Genomic DNA, 16,445 nt, shown 5'->3' with positions numbered 1-16,445 from the left:
CGGCGCGCCCGACCGATACCCGAGGACGAGACCCATGAACGTATCCACCCCCGCCGCGGCCCGCGAACGCGTCAAGATCTTCGACACCACCCTGCGCGACGGCGAACAGTGCGCCGGCGCCTCGATGACCTTCGAGGAGAAGATCCAGGTCGCCGAACTGCTCGACGCGCTGGGCGTCGACGTCATCGAGGCCGGCTTCCCGATCGCCTCCCAGGGCGACTTCGAGGCGGTCTCCGAGATCGCCCGCCGGCTGCACACCGCCGTGCCCTGTGGTCTGGCGCGCGCCGCCGTCAAGGACATCGATCGCGCGGCGGAAGCGCTGCGCAACGCCCATGCCTTCCGCATCCACACCTTCATCTCCACCTCGCCGGTGCACATGAAGTACAAGCTGCAGATGGAGCCCGACGCGGTCCTGGAGAAGGTCTTCGCCTCGGTCGCGCGCGCCCGCAGCCACACCGACGACGTCGAGTGGTCGGCCGAGGACGCCACCCGCACCGAGTTCGACTTCCTGTGCCGCTGCGTCGAGGCCGCGATCAAGGCCGGCGCCACGACGATCAACGTGCCGGATACCGTCGGCTACACCACGCCGGAGGAATACGCCTCGCTGTTCCGCCGCCTGATCGAGGCGGTGCCGAACTCCGACAAGGCGATCTTCTCGACCCATTGCCACAACGATCTGGGCATGGCGGTCGCCAACTCGCTGGCCGGCATCACCGGCGGTGCGCGTCAGATCGAATGCACCATCAACGGCCTGGGCGAGCGCGCCGGCAACGCCGCGCTGGAGGAGGTCGTGATGGCCATCCGCACCCGCGCCGACGTGCTGCCCTTCACCACCGGCATCAAGACGCCGATGCTGATGCAGGCCTCGAAGCTGGTCTCCACCGTCACCGGCTTCCCGGTCCAGTACAACAAGGCGATCGTCGGCAAGAACGCCTTTGCCCACGAGAGCGGCATCCATCAGGACGGCATGCTGAAGCATGTCGAGACCTACGAGATCATGCGTCCCGAGGACGTCGGCGTGCGCGAGACCAATCTGGTCATGGGCAAGCACTCCGGCCGCCACGCCTTCCGCGAGAAGCTGAAGGACCTGGGCTACGAACTGGGTGACAACGCCTTCGAACAGGCCTTCGACCGGATGAAGGCGTTGGCCGACCGCAAGAAGCACGTCTACGACGAGGACATCGAGGCGCTGGTCGAGGACGGCATCGCCGGGGCGGCCGAGGGCGCCAAGGTGATCGCGCTGACGGTCATCGCCGGCACCGGCGGGCCGCAGAAGGCGATCATCACCATGGACGTCGACGGCACCCACATCACCAAGGAAGCCAACGGCACCGGCCCGGTCGACGCCTGCTTCAACGCCATCAAGGCGATCCTGCCGCACGAGGCGCGGCTGTCGCTCTATCAGGTCCATGCGGTGACCGAGGGCACCGACGCGCAGGCCGAGGTCTCGGTGCGTCTGGAGGAGGACGACCGGGTCGCCACCGGCCGCGGCGCCGACGTCGACACGCTGGTTTCGTCCGCCAAGGCCTATGTCGCGGCCCTCAACAAGCTGTCGATCCGCCGCGAGAAAGCCAACGCTCCGGGCGTCGAGGGCTCCGAGCCGGTGCGCGTCGGCGAGCGGGTCTGAGGCGAGAAATCTGCGAAAAAGCGCCGTCGGAGACCCCTCCGGCGGCGTTTTCGCGTTTATCCACAAGCCGTTGCGGCGGCGCGAAGAAATTTTGCCGCCCCTGTTGCATCTCGCGATCCGCCCCGCTATACGGATCGCACTTCGCCGACGGCGTCAGCCGCCGGAGAGAAGGGCGCTTAGCTCAGTTGGTAGAGCAGCTGACTCTTAATCAGCGGGTCACAGGTTCGAATCCTGTAGCGCCCACCACTCCTCCCTCGGGAGGCGAAAACGAAAAGGCCGCCTCCGGGCGGCCTTTTCGTTTTTCATGCCCTCGTTCATCGCTCACCGCGTCGCGGCGACCACCGCGCGCCAGAAGCCGTCGTCGAAGATCTCGGCGCGGACGACGCGACAGGCATGGGCGTGGTCGTCCAGCACCTCGAAGGCGGTGTTGGAACAGAGGCCGAAGAGCGCCACGCCGCCCTCGACCAGATGATCGGCCCCTTCCGCCAGGAAGCGCGAGAGGATGCCCCCGCCCGGATCGCTCAGCGACTGGCGGTCGATCGCGGCGTCGAAGGGGGCGTCGATCAGCGGGTTGTTGAAGACGACGAGCCCGTGGCGCCGGCCGCGGCAGGCCGAGAAGAGATCGCCCCGCGTCACCGTCACCGGGCGGCGCAGGCGGTCGGCATTGCGGGCGACGTTCGCGCGCGCGGCGACGACCGAGGCCTCGGAAATGTCGCAGGCCTCGACCGGCCGATCGAAACGCGCGGCCATCGCCAGGGCGATCGCCCCGGTGCCGGTGCCGATCTCGAGCAGCGGCGCCTCGTCGGGGATGGTCAGGTCGGCGAGCGCGTCGATGAAGAAGCGTGTGCTGGAGCCCTCCGCCGGGTGGTAGACGCCGGCCGGGGCGTGGATCGTGAACCCTTCGACCTCGAACGTCGCCGCGACGGTCTGCGCCGCGACATGGGCGCGGTGGGCGTCGGCGATGTCGCGCGGCTCGGCGGTGCCGGGCAGGCCCAAGCGGCGATGAATGGCCTTGCGGCGTGCGTGGTCCATCGCCCGTCCCTCCCCCCGGCGTCGATCGAGGGTCGACGATGACGGCGATCGAGGCAAGAGGGGTCGCGCGCGTGACTTTGGTTCCAGCCTCGCGGCCGCCCGCCATGGCAGGCTCGCCTCCGTCGGTCCCTTTCGGGATCATCACGCGGAGGAACCCCCATGGCCCCCCTGAAGTTCTTCATCGACACCCACGACGCGGCGAACGAGACGTTCCCGGCCGGCATCTCGCCGGAGGCCTTCGCCGGCTTCCATGCGCAATACGCGGAAGCCTGCCGCGCCGAGGGCGTGGTGTCGCTGCGCATCCACGTCGGCTTCGCGGAAGGCCGCGCCTTCTGCTTCACCATGGCGCCCGACGCCGAGGCGGTGAAGCGGGTGCACCAGCGGGTCGGCCTGCCCTTCGACCAGATCACCGAGGTCGTCACCTCGACGCCCGGCGATCTCTTCTTCGTCCGGGCCGCCTGAGGAGGCTGCGACATGGCGACCGTGTCGGTCCTGACCTCGCGGCGTTACGATCGGAGCATGTCGATCACGCCTTCCGCCGATCTCTTCCCCACGCTCGCCGAGCTCTCCGAGGAGAGCCGTCGGCTGGTCGCCGGGTCGGTGAAGAAGATCGCCTGCGCCGGCGGCACGCCGCTCGTCGCCCGTGGCGATCTCGTCACCGGCGCCTATCTCGTCGAGAAGGGGGCGCTGCGCGTCTACTACGTCAGCGCCGAGGGGCGCGAGGGCACGCTCTATTGGGTCGAGCCGGGGCAGTCCTGCATCCTGGCGCTCAACTGCATGTTCTCCCGCCTCGCCTATCCGGCCTGGGTGGAGAGCGAGGGCGAGACCGAGGTGTCGATCGTGCCGGGCGACGTCTATCGCCGCCTCTTCGCGGCCGAACCGGCGATCCAGAGCTTCACTTTCGAGGTGCTCTCCGGCCGCCTGTTCGAGCTGATGGCGCTGATCGAGGAGACCGCGAGCCAGGGGCTCGAGGCCCGTGTCGCCGCCTTCCTCATCCGCCGTGCCAAGGGCGGGACGACGGTCACCGTCACCCAGGAACAGATCGCCCGACACCTCGCCACGTCGCGTGAAGTCGTCTCGCGGGTGCTGCGCGGTCTGGTCGCCCGGCGGCTGGTTGCCACCACCCAGGGGCGGATCGACCTCCTCGCGCCCGAGGCCCTGCGCGCCCTCGTCGAATAATCTCCGTCGTTCGAAAGCAACCCCCATGTTCGACACCCTGTCCGTGCTCCCGGTCGGAGCGGCGGCGGTCGCGTGCGGCTTCTCGGCCGCGGCGCTGATCGTCTGGCGCGACCTCGGCCCCTTCGCCCGCCTCTCCAACGTCCAGCGCATCGGGCTCGCCTCGGCGCTCGGCGTCGGCGTCATCGCCTTCTCCATCAAGCTGACGGTCATCGGCACCTTGTCGATGCTCGACCGCTCCACTCTCGCGCCCGTCATCACCGACCCGGAGACCGATCAGGTCGACCGTTCGGTCGTGGTCGGTCGGCCGGTGTGGCAGGCGCTGCCGGAGGTCTCACCGGCACCCGACGACAATCCGACGACACCGGAGAAGGTGGCGCTCGGCCGGCGGCTCTTCTTCGAAAAGGCGCTGTCGCGCGACGGCACGCTCGACTGTTCGTCCTGCCACGACCTCTCGAAGGCGGGCGGCGCCGACGCCCGCACCACGGCGGTCGGCATCGACGGTCAGGTCGGGTCGCGCAACACGCCGACGGTCGTCAACGCCGCCTTCCAGGCGCGCCTGTTCTGGGACGGGCGGGCGCGCAGCCTGGAGGAACAGGCACTCGGGCCGATCGCCAACCCGATCGAGATGGGGGCGGATCTCGGCGAGGTGGTGGCCCGATTGTCGGCCCGCCCCGATTACGTGGCTGCTTTCGACCGCGTCTTCGGGGCGGGTCCGATCGACGCCGATCGGATCGCCAAGGCGATCGCGGCCTTCGAGCGGACGCTGATCACGCCGGACGCGCCCTTCGACCGCTTCCTGCGCGGCGACGTCACGGCGCTCTCCGAGCGACAGCTGCGCGGCATGGCGCTGTTCGAGGAGGTCGGCTGCATCGTCTGCCACGCCGGCCCGGGCTTCAGCCGGGCGAGCCTGCTCGCGCCGGAGGCCGGCGCCTCGGGCATCCGGCTCTTCCCGTCGCTGCCGTCGGACTACGAGAAGACCTATCGGCTGACCGAGGACCTCGGCGCGGCGAAGGGCGGACGTGCCGGCCTGTGGCGGGTGCCGTCGCTGCGCAACGTCGCGCTGACCGGACCCTATTTCCACAACGGCTCGGTCGCGACGCTCGCCGAGGCGGTTCGGGTGATGGCGACGGTGCAGGCGGGCCGGGTGGTCGGCGACGGACGGGTCGAGACGCGGATCGAATGGTCGCCGGAGACCGGCCGCATCACCCGGCGCACGCCGTCGCCCCTCGGCGAGGCCCAGGTCGCCGACCTCGTCGCCTTCCTCGAGAGCCTGACGGGAACCGTCCCGAACATCGTGACGGGAGAATAGAGGCGCATCGCCCGCGCCCCGCGTCGACCGAACCGTCAGGCGGAGGCGGCGCGTGGGCGAGGCATGTCCGACAGGTCGCGACCGGTCAGCATCAGCGGCACGTCGCGGGCCGGCAGGGCGCGCGAGAAGAGCCAGCCCTGGACGGTGTCGCAGCCGAGCCGTTCGAGCACGGCGAACTGGTCGGCCGTCTCGACCCCTTCCGCCAGCACCTCGAGGCCGAGCGTGCGGGCGAGCTGGACCACGGTGGCGGCGATCGAGGCCGCCGTCTGGTCGTCGGCGACGTCGCGAATGAAGCTGCGGTCGATCTTGAGCTTGTCGATCGGCATGCGCCGGAGATAGGCGAGCGACGACCAGCCGGTGCCGAAGTCGTCGACGGCGAGGCGGATGCCGTGGCCGCGCAGGGCGGCGAGCTTCTGGTCGAGCGCCGGCCCCTGCTCCATCAGCGCGCCTTCGGTGATCTCGATCTCGAGACGGCGCGGATCGAGGCCGACCTCGGCGAGGACCGCGGCGACCCGTTCGGCGACGTCGACGCGCTGGAATTCGCGCGGCGACAGGTTGACCGCCATCAGTTCGATCGGCAGGCCGGCATCGAGCCATTGCCGCATCTGACGGCAGGCGGTCTCGAGCACCCATTCGCCGATCTGCAGGATCAGGCCGGTCTCCTCGGCGACGGGCAGGAAGGTGTCGGGCGGGACCAGACCGCGGACGGGATCGCGCCAGCGCAGCAGCGCCTCGACGCCGACGATCCGGCGATCGGTCACACGGACCAGGGGCTGGTAGTGCAGCTCGAACTCGTCGTTGTCGAGGGCGCGGCGGATGCCGGCTTCGAGGTCGAGGCGGCGCGAGGCCGCCGCCGTCATGGTCTCGTCGTAGAAGCGATGGGTGCCGCCACCGGCCGCCTTGGCCTCGTAGAGCGCGGCGTCGGCGTGCTGGAGGAGCGTGTCGGCGACGACGCCGTGGGTCGGGAAGCAGGCGATGCCGACGCTGCCGGAAACCCAGAGCTCGCGACCGTCGGAGAGATCGAACACCGTCTCGAGCCGCCGGACCCATTCCCGGGCGATCGCCGCGGCGTCTTCCGCGCCGGCGATCGAAGGCAGCAGGCCGACGAACTCGTCGCCGCCGAGCCGCGCCAGCGTCGCGCCGTCGGGCAGGGTCGCGAGCAGTCGGCGGGCGACCGCGTGCAGCAGTTCGTCGCCGACGGCATGGCCGAGACTGTCGTTGACCGTCTTGAAGCGGTCGAGATCGAGAAACAGCACGGCGCCCATGCCGTCCCAGCCGACCTGCTCGATGGCGCGATCCAGCCGCTCGAGCAGGAGCAGGCGATTGGGCAGGTCGGTCAGGTGGTCGTGCAGCGCCAGATGGGTCAGCCGCTCCTGCGACTTCTTCAGCGGCCCGATGTCGGTGAAGGTGCCGACGCGATGGATCACCTCGCCGGCGGCGTCGTGCACGGTGGAGATGGTCAGCCACTGCGGGAAGACCTCGCCGTCGCGGCGGCGGTTCCACACCTCGCCCTGCCAGTGGCCCTCGGTCTTCAGCTGACTCCACATGGCGCGGTAGAAGGCCGCGTCCTGCCGTCCCGACTTGACCAGGCTCATCGAGCGGCCGATGACCTCTTCGCGGGGCCAGCCGGTGATGGCGGTGAAGGCGGGATTGACCTCGACGATCATGCCGTCGGGGTCGGTGATGACGACGCCCTCGCGGGTGTCGGAGAACACGGCGGCGGCGCGACGCAGTTCGATTTCGTCGTGCTTGCGCTCGGTGATGTCGACATGGGTGCCGACCATGCGGACCGGCCGGCCGGAGGCGTCGCGGACGACGAAGGCGCGCGACAGGATGTGGCGCCAGTCGCCCGACTTGGCGCGCATGCGGAACTCGCAGGCATAGGATTCGGTCCGCCCCTCGATGATGTCGTGGAGCCGCCCCTTGGCCTTCTCGAGATCGTCGGGATGCACCAGCGCCTCGTGGCTCTCCAGCCGATCGGGGATCTCGTCGGGATCCCAGCCGAGCATGGTCTTCCAGCGCGGCGAGAAATAGACCGACCCGTCGAGCAGGTTCAGGTCCCACAGGCCGTCGTTGGCGCCGCGCATGGCGAGATCGAAACGCTCTTCGGAGATCCGCAGGGCGTCCTCGATCGCCCGACGCTCGGTGATGTCCTCGACCACGGCGACGAGATAGGCGCCGTCGTCGACCAGCGTCGCCGAGATCCGGACGAGGACGATCGTCCCGTCCTTGCGGGCAACTCGCCGCTCGGCGATGCAGTTGGGGGCGAGGCCGGCGAAGAGCCGTTCGACGGACGCGGCGGCGGCGGTGCGGTCGTCGCCGACGAAGATCGCCAGCGCCGGCATGCCCATGAGTTCCTCGGCGGTGTAGCCGGTGATCGCGGTGAAGGCGGGATTGAGACGCAGCCAGCGGCCTTCCTGCGACAGATGGGCGATGCCGACGGCGACGTCCTCGAAGGTGGCGCGGTAGCGATCCTCCGCGGCGGCGGCGAGCTTCTGCTGGCGCAGCTCGCGCAGGCTCGCCGTGAGCGTCTGGCGCTGCCAGAGGAAATAGGCGAGGCCGACGCAGGCGAGGAAGGCGGCGGCGAGCGAGATGCCGACGGCGAGCGCGAAGTGGCGCAGACCGGCGAGCGCGACGTCCTCGTCGATGCGCGACACCAGCGTCCAGCCGGTCGAACCGATCACGTGGGACGCGGCGATGAGGGCGCGATCGGGGGCGGCGTCCCGCACGACGACGTCGGCGACCATCGCCGAGGCGAGGCTGTCGGGCACCTCGATCTTCGACCGGTCGATCGGGCGGACAGGCGCGCGCAGCAGGACCGTGGTTCCGCTCGGCGCGACGAGAAGGGTCTCGACCTCGCCGTCCGTCGCCGCCAGGAAGCGGCCGATGTCCTTTTCGAGGTAGAGGGCGAAGACGCCCACGGCGCGCGTCTCGCCGTCTTCCGCGATCGGCGCGGCGACGACGGCGCCGAGCCGGCCGTCGGGCGTACGATCGAGCGCATGGGCGGCAGGCTCACCGCCGGCGACCGCCCGCAGGACGGCCTCGCGCGCCGACGGCGAGACGATCCGCCCGACGTCGCCGAACACCGTGTGGCCATCGGCCGCGACGACCTCGGCGGCGCCGAAGCCGTGCAGCATGCCGTGCCAGGAGACCTCCTCGATCACGCGCTCGCGCTCGTGCGGCGCGATCGCCCCGGCGGTCCAGGCCAGCGGGCCGGTGTCGGCGAGGATGGCCCGGGCGTCGGTCTCGCGATCGCGCAGCCAGGCCGAGAGCCCCTCGGCCTCCAGCGTCGTGATCACCCGCAGCTTGGCGGCATGGTCGTCGCGCTGTGTGGCGAAGACCACGCGATAGGCGACGTGCGAGATCACCAGGAGCGCCACCAGGGCGAAGGTCAGCGCGATCAGGGGTGCGCGCGACGGGCCGATGCCGTCGACCGCCGGGGCGACCGTCGACGCGGGGGCATTGCGCAGCACGACGTGGATCAACGCCGCCGACATGATGACGTAGAGCAGGCCCTTGAAGGTGGCGAGCTCGGTCATGGTCGCCGGATCGGCGATCCGCGCCAACATGGCATCGGAGAAGAAGATCCAGGCCGCGGACGCCAGCACGTAGCCCAACGTCGTCCGCAACGCGTAGGATCGATTTGCCGAACACGAAGGCGTCTTGCGTTCCTCGGATGTCATGAACTCCGTCTCGACCTCGCGATGATCCCGCCGACACATCGACAGTTGGTTGCATGATCACGCTTTCGGCGCGGCGGTATTCCTCTCTGGGCGAGACATAACCCGAAGTCCGTAAAGATCTGCTTTCATGACAAAGAAAAACGCCGACTCTTTCGACTCCAGGGGGCAAAAAGTCGGCCGTTTCACCCTCGATGAAAGGCGGATCGACTCGACCGACCGGAGGCTTCGATCCGAGCACGGCAGAACTCTGACGTGCAGACACGCGATCGATCGCCGTCTTCATCGTGCCGTCGATACTGGAATTCTACTTTTGCGACAGGCGACGACGCGGAAGGCACGTCCAAGGGCCCGTCGTCGTGGCGCAGGCGCGATCGACCGGTCCTCCGCCGCGCCGCATCGCGCGCCGCCGCGACGGAGGACCGCACGAGCGTTGTGCAATCGCGCTATATTTCGCCATTGAATTCGGCGGTCTCCTCTCCCAAGATCGCGCCGCCGCGGCGGATCGCGGCGGACAAGAGAAGGCGACGAACGGCGTGTTCGAACCACAGGAATGGACGGCCATCGGCCTGTCGCTGAAGATCGGAACGATCGCGACCGTCGTCTCGTTGCCCTTCGCCGTCGCCGTCGCCTGGGTGCTGGCGCGGCGGCGCTTCCCCGGCAAGGCGCTGGTCGACGGGCTCGTCCACATGCCGCTGGTCCTGCCGCCGGTGGTCACCGGCTGGATCCTGCTGGTGGTGATGGGGCGACGCGGCGTGGTCGGGTCGTTCCTCGCCGACTGGTTCGGCCTGGTCTTCTCGTTCCGCTGGACCGGCGCGGCGCTGGCGGCGGGCGTCATGGGCTTTCCGCTGATGGTGCGCGCCATCCGCCTGTCGCTCGAGACGATCGACCCGCGGCTCGAACAGGCGGCGGCGACGCTCGGTGCCTCGCCGCTCTGGGTCTTCGCCACCGTGACGCTGCCGCTCGCCCTGCCCGGCATCGCCGCCGGCGCGGTGCTCGCCTTCGCCAAGGCGCTCGGCGAATTCGGCGCGACGATCACCTTCGTCTCCAACATTCCGGGCGAGACCCAGACCATCCCGGCCGCCATCTACACCTATACCCAGACGCCCGGCGGCGATCTCGGAGCGCTGAAACTGTCGCTGGTGGCGGCGGTGATCGCGCTTGCCGCGCTGGTCGCCTCCGAGGTCATGGTGCGGCGGGCCGGCCGCGGGGGAGGCTTCGAATGATCGAGGTCGCGGTCCAACTCGCCCGCCGCGACTTCGCCCTCGAGGCGCGCTTTGCCGGCGACGGCGGCGTCACCGCGCTGTTCGGCCCGTCGGGCTGCGGCAAGACGACGGTCATTCGCCTCGTCGCGGGCCTCGAGCGGCCGGACGTCGGCCGGATCGTGCTGGGCGACCGGGTGCTGGTCGACACCGAGAAGCGGATCTTCGTCGCCCCCCATCGCCGCCGCATCGGCCTCGTCTTCCAGGACGCGCAGCTCTTTCCCCATCTCTCGGTCGCCGGCAACCTCGGCTACGGCCGCTTCTTCACGGCGGAGACGTCGCGGCGGATCGAGCGCGACGCGGTGATCGCTGTGCTGGGGATCGGCCATCTGCTCGACCGGCGGCCGGCGACGCTGTCGGGCGGCGAGCGCCAGCGGGTGGCGATCGGCCGGGCGCTGCTCACCTCGCCCGACCTTCTCCTGATGGACGAGCCGCTCGCCGCACTCGACGAGGAGCGCAAGCTGGAGATCCTGCCCTTCGTCGAAGGGCTGCGCGACGAGTTCGGCATTCCGATCCTCTACGTCTCCCACGCGGTGGAAGAAGTGGCACGCCTCGCCTCGATCGTCGTCAGGATGGACCGCGGCCGCGTCACGGCGATCGGCGCGCCGGAGGACGTCATGGCGCCGGCGGCGCTCGCCCATCCGGTCGGCCGCTTCGACACGGTGTCGGTGCTGACCGGACGCATCGCTTCGACCGATCGCACCTACGGCGTCACCCATCTCGCCCATCCCGCCGGCTCCCTCGTGCTGCCGACGGTGATCGACGACCACGGCGGCCCGATCCGCCTCGCGGTGCGGGCGACCGACGTGACGCTGGCGCGCGAGGCGCCCGGCGGCATTTCCACCCGCAGCCACATCCGCGGCCGCGTCGCCGCCGTCGAGGCGGGCGGCGGCGCCTTCGTCCATGTCCGGCTCGAGCTCGCGGGCGGCGAACATCTCGTCGCCTGGGTGACGCGGCTCGGCTGGGACAGTCTGAAACTCGAGACCGGCGACATGGCCGTGGCGCTGATGAAGTCGGTGTCGATCGACGAGCGCGGTGTCACCGATCGCGTGCCGCGACCGGTAGGAGACATGCGATGACCACCTTTCGACCGACCTGCGAGGAAGCCGACCGGCTGGCGCTCGAGGACGTGCCCCACGCCGACCTCACCACCGAGGCGCTCGGCATCGCCGATCGGCCGGCCCGCATGCGCTTCGCCGCCCGCGATGCGCTGGTGGTCGCCGGCATCGGCATCGCCGAGGCGCTGATCGCGCGGGCCGGCGGGACCGTCACGCGCCTCGTCGGAGACGGCGACACGGCGGCGCCGGGGACGGTGCTCCTGACGGCGACCGGACCGGCGGGCGCCCTGCATCGGACCTGGAAACAGGCGCAGACCACGGTCGAGATCCTCTCCGGCGTGGCGAGCGCGGCGCGCGAGATGGTCGAGGCGGTCGCCGCGACCGGCCGGGCCGTGCCGGTCGCCTGCACCCGCAAGGCCTTCCCCGGCGGCCGACGGATGCTCGGCGCGGCGATCCGGGCGGGCGGCTGCGTCGTCCATCGCCACGGGCTCTCCGACACGGTGCTGGTCTTCGCCGAACACCGCGCCTTCCTCCCCGACGAACCGCTCGGCGGGCTCGCCGCACGGCTGAGGGCGGCGGCACCGGAGAAGAAACTGGTGATCGAGGTCGCGACTCCCGAGGAGGCGCTGGCGGCGGCGCGGGACGGATTCGACGTCATCCAGACCGAGAAGTTCACCCCCGCCGATCTGGCGCGGGCGGTCGCCATGGTGAAGGCGGAGCGGCCGGCGACCGTCATCGCCGCGGCGGGCGGCATCCACCCCGGCAACGTCGGCACGCACGTGGCGGCCGGTGCCGACGTGATCGTCACGTCCTGGCCCTACGGCGCCCGGCCGCGCGACGTCGCCGTGACGCTCACGCCCGACCATGACGGATGAACGACGCGTCGCGACTTCCCGGCCGCGCGTCGGTCGGATAGACTCGAACCGTTCCCTCACGCGATTGCACCGAGCCCCCCGATGACCGACGGCAAGATCGACGCCCTCCTCGCGATCCGTTCGAGCGAAGGACGACTGCTGGTCGGACGCGAACGCATCCGCCTGCTGGAGGCGGTCGTCGAGCACGGCTCGATCACCAAGGCCGCCAAGGCGACGGGCTTTTCCTACAAGACCGCCTGGGAGGCGGTCGACGCGATCAACAACCTCCTGCCCACCCCCGCCTTCGTGACGCGGGCCGGCGGCCGGGTCGGCGGCGGCGCCGAGGTGACGGAGGCCGGACGGCGGCTGATCGACACGTTCCACCGGCTCGAGGACCGGCTCGCGGCGATCTCCTCGGCGATCGCGGAGGAGGGAATCGACGGGCTCGAGGACGCGCTTCTCTGGGCGGTCGGGCGCAAGATCTCGGCGCGCAACGTCTTCCAGACCGAGGTGACGGCGCTGAAGCGCTGGCCGGTCGACGTCGAAGTGACGCTGGCGGTGTCGTCGACCGCCGCCATCCGCGCGGTCGTCACCAATGCCTCGGTGGAGGAACTCGGGCTCGAGCCGGGCCGCCGCGTGGTGGCGCTGGTCAAGGCCTCCTTCGTCCATCTGATCCCGCCGGAAGAGGCGACCGGGCTCCGGCGCAACGTCTTTCCCGGCACGGTGCGTGGGCGCATCGACGCGGAGGTCAACTCCGAGATCCGCATCGACATCGGCGACGGCAAGACCATGGTCGCCGTGGTGCCGCGCGAGACGGCGGAGGATCTCGGCATCGTCGAGGGCGGGCCGGCGGTCGCCACCTTCGACGCCGACCACGTCATCCTGGCGGTCGACTGAACGACTGCGATCCACATCGAATCCCAATGCCGGCAGGCGGAAATCCCGATCGATCCCTGATGCGGTTCGGCGCAGACGTCGTGCGTCGCAACCGGCCGAGGGACGTCGCGATGTCGGATTGGACGTGCTTCGTCGGCGCGATCGCGCTCGTCTTCGTCGCCGCCCGGTCGCGTGGACTGATCTGAGGCCTCAGGCCTCGGTCGGTGACGGTGCGATGTCGTCGATCCACAGGCGCAGGTCGTCGCGCAACACCTCGAGTCGCTCGATCTCGGCGCAGAGCCCGGCGTGGCGCGCCTCGAGGCGGCGGGCGAGATCGACGCGGGACGCCTCCGGTCCGACTTCGTCGCGCAGCACCAGGAGTTCCGCGATCTCCGGCACCGGCAGATCGTATTTGCGCAGCGACACGATGAAGGCGATGCGGGCCACGTCGGTCAGATCGTAGAGCCGGTAGCGCGAGGCGGTGCGCCGCGGCTTGATCAGCCCGAGCTGTTCGTAGAAGCGGATGGTACGCAGTGAGATGCCGAAGCGGTCGGAGATCTCGCGAATCTGATGTTCGCGGTTCTCGATCTCGCCGCTGGCCAACGAGAATTCACAATCGAGAGGACCGAGCAGCATTCGCTTCTCCCTTTGTGCAACTGTCGTCGGTCGTGCCGAGATGGGATCGGGTGTCCGGGGGGGGACGGCGTCGCGACGCGGTGCCGGGGGGGGGGGCACCGAACTTCCGCGAGCGACCCGGGGGGCCGCGCGGAGAGGCGTGAGAGGCGGAGGGCGGTCAGTCGCGCGAGCGCGCCGGCGCCTCGAGATTGGATCGGTGCTCGACGACGGTCTGGGCGATCATGCGGAGCATGTAGACGAGAAAGTCGTCGTCCAGCCGCTTGGCCCGATCGATGTTCGACAGGACCTCGCGATAGAGAACGTCGAGTTCCCTGGCGCGATCGAAGGGCGGAGCGACGATCTCCGATCGCGCGTACTGTTCGGGTCCGACATTCAGCATGCGACCACCTCCATTTCGGGTTCGTATCACACGAGCATATCGCGACCCCCGTCACGAGCCGGTAGTTGAGACGTAGCGTAACTGCAACCAAATCCTCCGGCGAGAGACGCCTTCGCGATCCGGCACGTCGCCGCGATGCAACGTATGGTTTTCAATCCAATTCATAGGGTTGTCGGTAATTCCGGAAATCGCGCGAAAGCGTCACAGACCCCCGTCACACACCATAGCCGGGAGGCGTCGATGCGGTTTCGCGGTTCGGTCGACTGCGTTATCGTCCACATCCGTCGCGTGAAGTCCGAGAGGTGCGCGGAAACCGCATGAAGGCGTCGCTGACCCTTCTGGGAAGACCCCGTCTCGAGAGGGCCGACGGCACCGCGGTGGTGCTGCCGGCCAAGGCTTTCGCGTTGGCCGCGCAGATCGTGCTCGACTGTCCGAGCCGCGAGACGACGCGCGGCACCGCCGCCGCCTTCCTGTGGGAGGCCGCGAGCCAGCAACGTCGGCGCTCGGGCAATCTGCGACAGCTGATCCAGCGCATCCTGACCGCACAGAGCGAGAGCGGCGTCCGCGTCTTCGTCTTCGAGGACGACCGTATCCGTCTCGACGGCGCGGCGGTCGGGATCGATCTCGACCGCCTGCCGACCGAGAGCGCGCCGATCGACGGCGACGGCGTCCATGCGCTCGGGCGCCTCTATCGCGGCGACCTGCTCGCCGGCATCGACGAGGACGGACCGGAATTCGCGCAGTGGCTGATGGCGCGGCGCGAACGGCTTCGCGACCTCTTCGTCAGGACCGTGGCGCCGCTGGTCGACGCCGATCCGCCGCGGCTGACCGACGAACAGACCGCCTATGTCGCCCATCGCCTCGCCGAGATCGACCCCTGCGAGGAGGCCGGCTATCGCGGCCTGATCCGGCTCCACGGCCGGCGCGGCGACGCCGAGGCCGTACAGCGCACCTTCCGCCAGTTGCAGAGCGAGCTCGAGCGCATCGTCGACGCCAAGCCGTCGGAGACGACGCGGGCCGTCTACCTGGCGGCGACGCGGCGCCTCGCGCCGAGCCGCGAGGCCGGGTCGGCGCTCGCCGGCATGGCGCCCGCCTTCGCACCGCTGGTCGGCCGCATCCGCCCGCTGATGGCGGTCCACATCCGCATCGCCTCGTTCCTGAGCGACGCGGAGGCCGAACGGGCGCGTTCCCACGTCGACGAATGCGTCGATCTCCTGTGGCGGTCGCATTCGGTGACGGTGATGCGGTCGGACGACGAACCGGGCATGCCGTCGCGCCCCTTCGCCGGCTGCGACTATCGCCTCGATCTCGGCGCCAGCCGCGCCGAGGACCGTCTGGTGCTGCGCTTCCAACTGCGCGCGACGACGACCGGCGAGGTGCTGTGGTCGTCGAAGGCGGCACCGGACCAGTCGCCCGCCGCGCTGACGCGGGCGGTCGAGGACATCCAGCGCTACGTCGAGATCGGCGAACTGGCGGCGGGCGATCACCCGGCCAGCGTCGAACGGCAGGTCCATCGCCTGACGCTGCAGGGCGAACGCTGGCTGAAGAACATCGAGCTGCCGTCGGTCCGCCGCGCCAAGTCGCTCTTCCGCAACGCGCTCACCAGCCGCGGCGAGCACGCCCCGGCGATGGCCGGCCTGTCGCGCGCCTTCCGGATGGAGTGGCTGCTGCTCACCCGCGGCGACATGACCGAGCTCGAAACGGCGGAGAGCTGGGCCAAGAAGGCGATCGCCGCCGACCCCGACGACGCCCGCGGCGCCCACGAGATGGGGATCTGCCAGATCTATCGCCGCCGCTTCGATCACGGGCTGGAGCTGCTCGAGCGCGCCGCCCGCAGTGCGCCCTCCAGCGTCACCATCGCCGAGGATCTCGCCGACGCGCGGGTGATGAACGGGATGATCGATCAGGGCATCGCCCAGTTCGACGCGCTGCTCGCCCGGCTGCACCATCCCAGCGACCAGCTGCTGTGGTATGCGGCCGGCGGCTTCTATCTCGCCGGCGACTACGACCGGGCGATCGACCTGCTCGACCGCATGGTGATGCCCGACACGGCCTTCCATCTGCGCGCCGCCTGCCACGCCATGCTCAACCAGCGGGCCGAGGCCGACCATTTCGTCCGGGCGATGCGCGACCGCCTTCCCGACTTCAGAATCGGCTCGCGTTCCCACATGGCGCCGCTCAGGCGACCGGAAGACCGGGAACACTTCGAGGCGGGGCTGGTGTCGGCCGGGTTCGATCGATGAGCGATCGAAGAACGAAGAGGAGAAGCCAATGGCCAATACCGTCGTACTCAAGGTGACCGGCGACGACCGCACCTTCGTGGTGGATCTCGAGACCCTCACGGTCCAGGTGGCCGACGCCGATCTCGTCGCGACGGGCGACGAAGCCACGGTCGAGGGCATCGAATGCGCCGTGGCGCTCGACGTCCGCGCCGAGGGCGCCTCGCATGCGCTCTTCGCCAATTCCCACGCGCTCTTCGCCAACTCGCATGCGCTGTTCGCGAACTCGCATGCGCTCTTCGCCAACTCGCACGCCCTCTTCGCGGCGCGCTGA

General features: G+C 70.0%; 14 protein-coding genes and 1 tRNA gene. 11 read left to right on the top strand and 4 right to left on the bottom strand.

Annotated elements, in window-relative coordinates:
• Positions 1-34: 34 nt before the first annotated feature.
• Both ACT541_RS04530 and ACT541_RS04525 read left to right on the top strand, forming a co-directional pair.
• Entirely contained in the window at positions 35-1,627 is a 1,593-nt protein-coding gene (locus ACT541_RS04530) for a 2-isopropylmalate synthase (RefSeq protein ID WP_476134605.1), read from the top strand.
• 170 nt (positions 1,628-1,797) lie between these two features.
• Positions 1,798-1,873, top strand: a tRNA-Lys gene (locus ACT541_RS04525).
• Between the two features lie 75 nt (positions 1,874-1,948).
• Here the strand turns inward: ACT541_RS04525 and ACT541_RS04520 are convergent.
• On the bottom strand, positions 1,949-2,659 hold the full coding sequence (locus tag ACT541_RS04520; protein ID WP_476134603.1) for a methyltransferase: 711 nt from the start codon (positions 2,657-2,659) through the stop codon (positions 1,949-1,951).
• A gap of 159 nt (positions 2,660-2,818) precedes the next feature.
• On the opposite strand from ACT541_RS04520, the gene ACT541_RS04515 reads away from it, so the two are divergent.
• From ACT541_RS04515 to ACT541_RS04505, 3 genes are read left to right on the top strand one after another with little or no spacing between them, the layout of a single operon-like run.
• Positions 2,819-3,121: a DUF4242 domain-containing protein gene (locus tag ACT541_RS04515; RefSeq protein WP_476134602.1), complete on the top strand. Its 303-nt coding sequence runs from the start codon at positions 2,819-2,821 to the stop codon at positions 3,119-3,121.
• A 12-nt stretch (positions 3,122-3,133) separates the two neighbouring features.
• On the top strand, positions 3,134-3,838 hold the full coding sequence (locus ACT541_RS04510) for a Crp/Fnr family transcriptional regulator (protein WP_476134601.1): 705 nt from the start codon (positions 3,134-3,136) through the stop codon (positions 3,836-3,838).
• 25 nt (positions 3,839-3,863) lie between these two features.
• Entirely contained in the window at positions 3,864-5,147 is a 1,284-nt protein-coding gene (locus ACT541_RS04505) for a cytochrome-c peroxidase (RefSeq protein ID WP_476134599.1), read from the top strand.
• A gap of 35 nt (positions 5,148-5,182) precedes the next feature.
• Here the strand turns inward: ACT541_RS04505 and ACT541_RS04500 are convergent, their stop codons facing one another.
• On the bottom strand, positions 5,183-8,776 hold the full coding sequence (locus ACT541_RS04500) for a bifunctional diguanylate cyclase/phosphodiesterase (RefSeq protein WP_476134597.1): 3,594 nt from the start codon (positions 8,774-8,776) through the stop codon (positions 5,183-5,185).
• A 587-nt stretch (positions 8,777-9,363) separates the two neighbouring features.
• Between ACT541_RS04500 and modB the strand changes: the two genes are divergently transcribed.
• From modB to ACT541_RS04480, 4 genes are all read left to right on the top strand, one after another.
• Positions 9,364-10,053: a molybdate ABC transporter permease subunit gene (gene modB, locus ACT541_RS04495; RefSeq protein ID WP_476134595.1), complete on the top strand. Its 690-nt coding sequence runs from the start codon at positions 9,364-9,366 to the stop codon at positions 10,051-10,053.
• Positions 10,053-11,168, top strand: a complete 1,116-nt coding sequence (modC, locus tag ACT541_RS04490; RefSeq protein ID WP_476136030.1) for a molybdenum ABC transporter ATP-binding protein — start codon at positions 10,053-10,055, stop codon at positions 11,166-11,168. The genes modB and modC overlap by 1 nt, the downstream gene beginning before the upstream one ends.
• The gene (gene modD / locus ACT541_RS04485) at positions 11,165-12,022 is read left to right on the top strand and encodes a ModD protein (protein ID WP_476134594.1); all 858 of its coding nucleotides are present in this window, start codon (positions 11,165-11,167) and stop codon (positions 12,020-12,022) included. Before modC ends, modD begins: the two co-directional genes overlap by 4 nt.
• Before the next feature lie 81 nt (positions 12,023-12,103).
• Positions 12,104-12,898, top strand: coding sequence for a TOBE domain-containing protein (locus ACT541_RS04480; protein WP_476134593.1), 795 nt, complete (start codon positions 12,104-12,106; stop codon positions 12,896-12,898).
• A gap of 189 nt (positions 12,899-13,087) precedes the next feature.
• Here ACT541_RS04480 and ACT541_RS04475 read toward each other — a convergent pair whose 3' ends face one another.
• On the bottom strand, positions 13,088-13,513 hold the full coding sequence (locus ACT541_RS04475) for a MerR family transcriptional regulator (RefSeq protein ID WP_476134591.1): 426 nt from the start codon (positions 13,511-13,513) through the stop codon (positions 13,088-13,090).
• 157 nt (positions 13,514-13,670) lie between these two features.
• Complete coding sequence (locus tag ACT541_RS04470; protein WP_476134589.1) at positions 13,671-13,892, bottom strand: hypothetical protein; 222 nt, start codon at positions 13,890-13,892, stop codon at positions 13,671-13,673.
• 317 nt (positions 13,893-14,209) lie between these two features.
• Between ACT541_RS04470 and ACT541_RS04465 the strand changes: the two genes are divergently transcribed.
• Both ACT541_RS04465 and ACT541_RS04460 read left to right on the top strand, forming a co-directional pair.
• Positions 14,210-16,135, top strand: a complete 1,926-nt coding sequence (locus ACT541_RS04465; protein ID WP_476134588.1) for a BTAD domain-containing putative transcriptional regulator — start codon at positions 14,210-14,212, stop codon at positions 16,133-16,135.
• 28 nt (positions 16,136-16,163) lie between these two features.
• Entirely contained in the window at positions 16,164-16,445 is a 282-nt protein-coding gene (locus ACT541_RS04460; protein ID WP_476134587.1) for a hypothetical protein, read from the top strand.

It is taken from the genome of Pinisolibacter sp. DMC100, from assembly GCF_056313705.1.
Note: the sequence above shows the minus strand (reverse complement) of the source record. Positions and strands in the feature narration are given on the sequence as shown.

What these genes read in the sequence shown, in the direction of transcription:
- ACT541_RS04530 (WP_476134605.1), top strand. Translation starts at nt 35, where the DNA reads ATGAACGTATCCACCCCCGCCGCGGCCCGCGAACGCGTCAAGATCTTC.
- ACT541_RS04520 (WP_476134603.1), bottom strand. Translation starts at nt 2,659, where the DNA reads ATGGACCACGCACGCCGCAAGGCCATTCATCGCCGCTTGGGCCTGCCC.
- ACT541_RS04515 (WP_476134602.1), top strand. Translation starts at nt 2,819, where the DNA reads ATGGCCCCCCTGAAGTTCTTCATCGACACCCACGACGCGGCGAACGAG.
- ACT541_RS04510 (WP_476134601.1), top strand. Translation starts at nt 3,134, where the DNA reads ATGGCGACCGTGTCGGTCCTGACCTCGCGGCGTTACGATCGGAGCATG.
- ACT541_RS04505 (WP_476134599.1), top strand. Translation starts at nt 3,864, where the DNA reads ATGTTCGACACCCTGTCCGTGCTCCCGGTCGGAGCGGCGGCGGTCGCG.
- modD (WP_476134594.1), top strand. Translation starts at nt 11,165, where the DNA reads ATGACCACCTTTCGACCGACCTGCGAGGAAGCCGACCGGCTGGCGCTC.
- ACT541_RS04480 (WP_476134593.1), top strand. Translation starts at nt 12,104, where the DNA reads ATGACCGACGGCAAGATCGACGCCCTCCTCGCGATCCGTTCGAGCGAA.
- ACT541_RS04475 (WP_476134591.1), bottom strand. Translation starts at nt 13,513, where the DNA reads ATGCTGCTCGGTCCTCTCGATTGTGAATTCTCGTTGGCCAGCGGCGAG.
- ACT541_RS04470 (WP_476134589.1), bottom strand. Translation starts at nt 13,892, where the DNA reads ATGCTGAATGTCGGACCCGAACAGTACGCGCGATCGGAGATCGTCGCT.
- ACT541_RS04465 (WP_476134588.1), top strand. Translation starts at nt 14,210, where the DNA reads ATGAAGGCGTCGCTGACCCTTCTGGGAAGACCCCGTCTCGAGAGGGCC.
- ACT541_RS04460 (WP_476134587.1), top strand. Translation starts at nt 16,164, where the DNA reads ATGGCCAATACCGTCGTACTCAAGGTGACCGGCGACGACCGCACCTTC.